At 67.7% G+C, this 7,273-nt stretch carries 8 protein-coding genes; 6 read left to right on the forward strand and 2 right to left on the reverse strand.

The genetic code is table 11. The annotated features are described in order from the left end of the window. A partial coding sequence (locus AC6RA4_RS21560) for an MlaA family lipoprotein (protein ID WP_500163810.1) occupies nt 1-599 on the reverse strand: 599 nt, incomplete at its 3' end. 200 nt (nt 600-799) lie between these two features. Between AC6RA4_RS21560 and AC6RA4_RS21565 the strand changes: the two genes are divergently transcribed. The 6 genes from AC6RA4_RS21565 to AC6RA4_RS21590 all read left to right on the forward strand — a co-directional run bounded on the left by AC6RA4_RS21565 (nt 800) and on the right by AC6RA4_RS21590 (nt 6,663). Continuing rightward, the gene (locus AC6RA4_RS21565; protein ID WP_500163811.1) at nt 800-2,530 is read left to right on the forward strand and encodes a type I secretion system permease/ATPase; all 1,731 of its coding nucleotides are present in this window, start codon (nt 800-802) and stop codon (nt 2,528-2,530) included. Further along, on the forward strand, nt 2,527-3,834 hold the full coding sequence (locus AC6RA4_RS21570) for an HlyD family type I secretion periplasmic adaptor subunit (protein WP_500163813.1): 1,308 nt from the start codon (nt 2,527-2,529) through the stop codon (nt 3,832-3,834). The genes AC6RA4_RS21565 and AC6RA4_RS21570 overlap by 4 nt, the downstream gene beginning before the upstream one ends. Before the next feature lie 79 nt (nt 3,835-3,913). Continuing rightward, nucleotides 3,914-4,375 carry a RidA family protein gene (locus tag AC6RA4_RS21575; RefSeq protein ID WP_500163814.1) on the forward strand — a complete coding sequence of 154 codons (462 nt, stop codon included), beginning with the start codon at nt 3,914-3,916 and terminating at the stop codon, nt 4,373-4,375. Continuing rightward, nucleotides 4,372-5,130, forward strand: a complete 759-nt coding sequence (locus tag AC6RA4_RS21580) for a glycerophosphodiester phosphodiesterase family protein (RefSeq protein ID WP_500163820.1) — start codon at nt 4,372-4,374, stop codon at nt 5,128-5,130. The genes AC6RA4_RS21575 and AC6RA4_RS21580 overlap by 4 nt, the downstream gene beginning before the upstream one ends. Nucleotides 5,131-5,176: 46 nt before the next feature. Further along, nucleotides 5,177-6,376 (forward strand): GNAT family N-acetyltransferase, encoded by a 1,200-nt coding sequence (locus AC6RA4_RS21585; protein WP_500163816.1) that lies wholly within the window; start codon nt 5,177-5,179, stop codon nt 6,374-6,376. Beyond that, a complete protein-coding gene (locus AC6RA4_RS21590; protein WP_500163817.1) occupies nt 6,373-6,663 on the forward strand; it encodes a 4a-hydroxytetrahydrobiopterin dehydratase in 291 nt (96 codons plus the stop codon). The genes AC6RA4_RS21585 and AC6RA4_RS21590 overlap by 4 nt, the downstream gene beginning before the upstream one ends. Before the next feature lie 51 nt (nt 6,664-6,714). Here the strand turns inward: AC6RA4_RS21590 and AC6RA4_RS21595 are convergent. Next, nucleotides 6,715-7,273, reverse strand: a 559-nt coding sequence (locus tag AC6RA4_RS21595) for a cyclic nucleotide-binding domain-containing protein (RefSeq protein ID WP_500163819.1), incomplete at its 5' end; no start/stop codon positions are given.

Here is a 7,273-nt window from a genome sequence, read left to right on the forward strand (position 1 = left end):
CCATAGGCCACCCGGTCGGCCACCTTGCCGGCGGCCCGGATGCCCACCGAGTAGTAGCGCTCGGGCGAGGGCAGGTTGAAATATCCAAGCGGGTTCAGGGCGATGTCCACGAGCTTGCCGACCGCCTCGCGCTCGGTGGCGGGGCCGTAGAGCGGCAGTTCGATATAGGCGCCCTCGGGGAAGCCCCAGACATAGAGCGTCTCTCCGAAGTCGCTCTTGTCCTCGGGCAGGCCGATCTCGCCGGCGACGTCGAACAGCCCGGCGATGCCGACGGTGGCGTTGACCCCGAAGCGCAGCGTGTTGCGCGCGGCGCGGCCGAGACGCGCCTGCAGGACCTGATTCACCACGGTCTGCGGCAGCCGCACGGTGTCGGCCATGTTGGCGACGCCGGTCAGCAGCGGGGCGGGGATGGCGCTGGCGCCGCCCTCCGCGCCACCGCCAAGCGCCGTGTCGATGCGCTTGTTGAAGGCGTGCACGCGGCGATTTGCGCTTTCCTGCGGGTCAAAGATCCCGTCCGGGGCGTCTCCCGGACCGGGAACGGCGCAGGCCGTGAGACACAGGAGCGCGGCGACGGGGAGGAGTGTCTTCAGTGTCGGCATGCCGCACTCACCTGAAATTAAAATGCATTGGAAATTTCCGCTCTTGCTATAGAAAGACCCATAATTGCAGATTGAGCCAGCGCCACAAGCGAACGGCTCGCAGGGATTTGCCCTGTGTCGGTTACGCGACAGAACGATCATTAAAGACTTCTCCGCGTATAGTGCGGTAAACAAGACGACTTAGGGAGAGCGCATTTCCGATGACAACGCGTTCCAAAGACGCAGGGCGCGATGAACTGATCGCGGCGCGCCGCCAGAGCCGACCCTATTACTGGTTCGTGGCGATCTTCAGTTTCTTCGTGAACCTGCTGATGCTGACCGGGCCACTCTACATGCTGCAGGTCTACGACCGGGTGCTTGGCTCGCGGTCGGTCGCGACGCTGGTGGCCCTATCGGCGCTTGTCGTGTTCCTCTACGGCATGATGGGCATCCTCGACTATGCCCGCGGCCGCGTCATGGCGCGGGTTGCGGCACGGTTCCAGAAGGCGATGGATGTGCGGGTGTTCGACGCGGTGATGCGCCGCGCGGCGGTCAAGCCCGACGAACTCTCGGCGACCGGCCTGAAGGATCTCGAAGCGATCCAGCGGCTGATGTCCTCGCCGGTGCTGATGGCCTTCTTCGACATCCCCTGGACGCCGTTCTTCATCTTCGGGATCTTCATCTTCCACCCCTGGCTCGGGTATCTCGCGCTGGCCGGCGGCGTGATTCTGATCTGCGTCACCGCGCTGAACCAGATCTTCAGCCGCGCGCCGACCCTGAAGTCGAACCATGCGCTGCTGCTCGCCGAGCGGAATTCGGACGAAATCCGCAACGAAGCCGAGATGGTGCAGTCGCTCGGCATGCGCGAGGATGCCTTCCGCCGCTGGAACGGGGCGCGCTCTGATGCGCTGCGGGGCCAGATCGGCACCACCGACATCATCGGCACCTTCACCGTCGCGACCAAGACCTTCCGGCTGTTCCTGCAGTCGGCAATGCTGGGGCTCGGCGCCTATCTGGTGCTGCAGGGCGAGCTCACGGCAGGCGCGATGATCGCCGGCTCGATCCTGATGGGGCGGGCCCTGGCGCCGATCGAACTGGCTGTCGGTCAGTGGCCGGCGGTCACGCGCGCGCGCAAGGGCTGGGACAGTCTCAGCCAGCTGCTCAGCGAGGAGCCGCCGGAGGCGTCGCGCCTGCCGCTGCCCAAGCCGGAGGCCCGGCTCGAGGTCACGCAGCTCACCATCGTCCCGCCGGGCGAGCATCAGGCATCGCTGCGCCTCGTGAGCTTCACGCTGGAGCCGGGGCACGCGCTGGGCGTGATCGGCTCGTCGGGCGCGGGCAAGTCGACGCTGGCACGTGCGCTCACCGGCACCTGGAAGCCCGCCGGCGGCAAGATCCGGCTCGATGGCGCGGCGCTCGACCAGTATGGCCAGCAATTGGGCGAACATGTCGGGTACCTGCCGCAGCGCGTCACCCTGTTCAACGGCACCATTGCCGAGAACATCGCGCGCCTGTCGCACGCGCCCGATCCCGCCAAGATCGTCGAGGCCGCCAGGAAGGCCGACGCGCACGAGATGATCCTCAAGCTGCCACAGGGCTACGACACCAAGGTTTCGGCCTCGGGCGGGCGCCTGTCCGGCGGCCAGATGCAGCGCATCGGCCTGGCGCGGGCGATGTATGGCGATCCGGTGCTGCTGGTGCTCGACGAGCCCAACTCGAACCTCGACAACGAGGGGTCGGAGGCGGTCAACCGGGCGATCCGCACCATGAAGGACGAAGGCAAGGCGGTGATCATCATGGCGCACCGGCCGTCGGCGATCCGCGAATGCGACATGCTCCTGATGCTCGAGCATGGCACCCGCGCGGCCTTCGGCCCCAAGGAGGAAGTCATGCGCTCGCGGGTCAAGAACCATGAGCAAATCGCCAATGCCGCCGGTCCGGGAGGTGTGAGATGAGCGACGACGACAAAGGCTTTTCGCTGCGCATGCCGATGACCTTCGGCCTGCTGGCGCTGGTGATTCTGGTGCTCGGCTTCGGCACCTGGGCGGCGACCACCGAGATCTCGGGCGCGATCATCGCCGGAGGTCAGATCCAGGTGGATCAGAACCGCCAGGTGGTTCAGCATGTCGATGGCGGCATCGTGCAGGAAATCCTCGTCGAGGAGGGCGACAAGATCGAGGAAGGGCAGGTGATGATCCGTCTCGACCCGACCCTGCTGCGCTCGGAACTGAAGATCGTCGAAGGCCAGTATTTCGAGCTGCTGGCCCGCCGCTCGCGGCTCGAGTCCGAGCGTGACGGCACCGACGAGATCGTGTTCCCCGAAATCCTGCTGGCGCGAGCGGACTCCGATGCCGAGGTGGCCGAGCTGATCAGCGGTCAGCGCAACCTGTTCTTTGCCCGCCGCGCCTCGATGGATCGCGAGGTCGAGCAGCTCAACAAGCGCAGCGAACAGATCGGCAACCAGATCGAGGGCGTCGAGGCGCAGGTCGAGGCGCTGGCCGCGCAGCTTTCCTTCGTCGACGAAGAACTCGAGAGCCAGAAGTCGCTACTGGCGCGCGGTCTGGCGCAGGCCAGCCGGGTGCTGTCGCTGCAGCGCGAGGCCGCCCGCCTCGCCGGTGAGCGGGGCGAGCTGGTGTCGAGCAAGGCGCAGGCCGAGGGCGAGATCACCGAGATCGAGATCGAGATCATCAAGCTCGACACCGCCCGCCGCGAAGAGGCGATCACCACGCTGCGCGACATGCAGTACCGCAGCCGCGAGCTGGCGGAACAGCGCATCGCGCTGCTCGAGCAACTCAAGCGGCTCGAGATCACCGCGCCGGTCGCGGGCGTGGTCTATGGCATGACGGTGTTCGCGCCGCGCTCGGTGATCCGCGCCGCCGACCCTGTGCTCTACATCGTGCCGCAGGACCGCCCTCTGGTGATCGCGGCGCAGATCGAGCCGATCCACATCGACCAGACCCATGTCGGGCAGGAAGTGACCCTGCGCTTCTCGGCGCTGGACAACCGCACCACGCCCGAGCTTTTTGGCACCGTGACGCAGATCTCGGCCGACGCCTTCACCAACGAGCAGACCTCGGTGAGCTACTACCGGGCCGAGATCGTGCTCAACGAGGGTGAGATGGCCAAGCTGCCCGAAGGCAGCACGCTGATCCCCGGGATGCCGGTCGAGGCCTTCCTGCGCACCGCAGACCGGACGCCGCTGGCCTATCTGGTGAAACCCTTCACCGACTACTTCTCGAAGGCCTTCCGGGAGAGCTGAGCGATTGCGCCAGCGGGGGCTATTTCCATTGCGGCGCGGGGCGGATAGCCTCGCGCCGACTCACATCCGGAGGTTCCCCATGAGCGATATCGACGCCCGCCTTGCCGAGCTTGGCCTGACCCTGCCCGAGGCGCCCGCACCCGCCGCCAACTACGTGCCCTACGTGCAGACCGGCAACCTCGTCTTCGTCTCCGGCCAGATCAGCCAGGGGCCCGACGGCCTGATCCTCGGCAAGCTCGGCGCCGACATGGAGGTCGAGGCCGGCGCCAAGGCCGCCGCCACCTGTGCGCTCGGCCTTCTGGCGCAGGTCAAGGCGGCCTGCGGCGGCGACCTGTCCAAGCTCAAGCGCGTGGTGAAGCTCACCGGCTTCGTCAACTCCACGCTCGAATTCACCGAGCAGCCCAAGGTGGTCAACGGCGCCTCCGACCTGCTGGTCGCTGTGCTGGGCGATGCCGGCCGGCACTCGCGCTCCGCGGTCTCTGCCGCGTCGCTGCCGCTGGGCGTGGCGGTCGAGATCGAAGGCATCTTCGAGATCGCCTGAGCGCCATGCTTCCCGCAAGCTTCCTCGACCGGCCCATCGCGCACCGTGCCTATCACGACATCGCGGCGGGCCGGCCCGAGAACTCGGTCGAGGCGATCCTCGCCGCGATCGAGGCCGGCTACGGCATCGAGATCGACCTGCAGCTCTCGTCGGACGGCGTGGCGATGGTGTTTCACGACTATGATCTGGACCGCCTGACCGCCGAGACCGGCCCTGTACGTGCCCGCAGCGCCGCCGCGCTCGGGGCGATCCCGCTCCGGCACGGCTCGAAGGGCATCCCGACCTTCGCCGAGGTGCTGGCGCTGGTGGCGGGGCAGGTGCCGCTGCTGGTCGAGGTCAAGGACCAGGACGGCGCGATGGGCCCCGATGTCGGCCCGCTCGAAGCGGCCGCGGCGCAGGCGCTCAAGGGCTATGACGGCCCGGTGGCGCTGATGTCGTTCAACCCGCATTCCGTCGCCGCGCTGGCCGAGCTGGCGCCCGCCATCCCTCGGGGCCTGACGACTTGCGCCTATGAGGGCGAGGATGCCGCGCAGCTGCCCGAGGCGCGGCTCGCCGGGCTGCGCGCCATCGCCGATTTCGACCGCACCGGTGCCTGCTTCATCAGCCACGACTGGCACGACCTGACCGCGCCGCGCGTGGCCGAGCTGTGCGCTGCCGGGGTGCCGGTGCTGTGCTGGACGGTGCGCTCGCCCGAGGATGAGGCGGCGGCGCGCGCGGTGGCGGGCAACATCACGTTCGAGGGATACGCGGCTTGATCCCGGCGCGCTGCAGGCCAGATAGTGGCCAGCAGGGAAGACACGCATGACCGATCAAAGCCCCGACGGCAGCATCGCCGTCAACATCCTCACATCGCTGGACCAGATCGCCCCGGGCGACTGGGATGCCTGCGCCTGCCCGGAGGCGGCAGATGGCGGGCGGCCGATCGACCCGTTCACCACTTACCGCTTCCTGCACGCGCTGGAAGCCTCGGGCTCGGTCGGGCGCGGCACCGGCTGGGAGCCGCGCTACCTCAGCGCCGAGCTGGATGGCGAGATCATCGCCGTGGCGCCGCTCTACGCCAAGGGCCACAGCCAGGGCGAATACATCTTCGACCACAGCTGGGCTCATGCCTACGAGAACGCGGGCGGCGACTATTACCCCAAGCTGCAGATCGCCGTGCCCTTCACCCCGGCCACCGGAAGGCGCTTTCTGACCAAGCCGGGGCATGAGGCGACCGGCATGTCGGCGCTGGTGCAGGGGGCGGTGCAGTTCGCGGCGCAGAACGAGCTCAGCTCACTGCACGCCACCTTCTGCACCGAGGCCGAGGCCATCGCCGGCGAGCGCATGGGCCTCCTGCGCCGGGTCACGCAGCAGTTTCATTGGGAAAACAACGGCTACGCGGATTTCGACGCGTTTCTCGCCAGCCTCAGCTCGCGCAAGCGCAAGGCCATCCGCAAGGAGCGCCGCACCGCGCAGGGCTTTGGGGGCGAGATCCGGATGCTGGTGGGCGACGAAATCGCGCCCGAGCATTGGGACAGCTTCTGGCGCTTTTATCAGGATACCGGCGCGCGCAAATGGGGCTCGCCCTACCTCACCCGCGCCTTCTTCGAGATCGCCCACGAGACCCTGCGCGACGATATCGCCATGGTGGTGGCGATGCGCGACGGGCGCGACGTGGCGGGCGCGCTGAACTTCATCGGGCGCGACGCGCTCTATGGCCGCTACTGGGGCTGCGTCGAGGATCATCCCTGCCTGCATTTCGAGGCCTGCTATTATCAGGCCATCGAGTTCGCCATCCGACACGGGCTGGAGCGGGTCGAGGCCGGGGCTCAGGGCGAGCACAAGCTGGCCCGCGGATACCTGCCGACCGAGACCCACTCGCTGCACTGGATCGCCGACCGGGGTTTCGCCGAGGCGGTCGCGCGCTATCTCGAGGAGGAACGGCGGGCCATCGGACAGGATATCGAGATCCTCACCGCCTACGGCCCGTTCCGAAAGGACCAAAGGGAAGAACAGGAATGACCGAGAAACTCTCCGACACCGCCCGGGACACCGTGCTCGCCCCGCTTTTCGAGAGCGGCTGGGAGATGGTCGAGGGGCGCGACGCGATCCACAAGACCTTCGAGTTCGCGGATTTCACCGAAGCCTTCTCGTGGATGACCCGCGCCGCGCTCTGGGCCGAGAAATGGAATCACCACCCGGAGTGGAGCAATGTCTACAAGACCGTCGAGGTCACGCTTTCGACCCATGACGTGGGCGGGCTCTCGGCGCTCGACGCCAAGCTCGCGCGCAAGTTCGATACGCTCTGATCCCGCGCGGACATTGCCCCGCCGGCATTCCGGACGATGACCCCGGCCCGCTCAGGCCGGGGTCTTTTTCTTTCGGGGTTTCAGCTCGGCGGCGGGAATGATCGTGTCGGGATCGACGCCGCGTTTCTCGGCACTGGCCCGGACCGCCTCGCGCAGGGTCTCGCTGCGCTTCAGAAGCCTGCGGAACCGCACCTCGTCGAGCACCAGGAGGGTGCTTGGCACGATGGCGCGCGATTCAAAGCGGCGCGGCTTTTCGGTGAGGATCGCGAGCTGGCCGAACATCTCGCCGCGACCGAGCCGCCAGGTCTGGCCGCCACGCTCCAGCTCGACCGCGCCGGTGGCGATGAAATAGACGCTGCGCGCGGTGCTGTCGGGGCGCAGGATCACCTCGCCGGGGTTGACGTAGCGGGCCGAGAGCGCCCGGGCGAGCTGTTTGACCGCCGCGTCGTCGAGATCGGAGAACAGCGGGAATTGCCGCACCAGCTCCGAGCGCTGCAGCGCCACGTCGAGGCGCGGGCGCTTCTCGCTGGCGGCGCGGCGGGCGGCGATCTCCTGCATCAGCGAGGTGTGCAGTTCCTCGCCGATCAGCCCGTCGGCGCGCATGGCGTTG

The organism is Salipiger sp. (assembly GCF_059781815.1).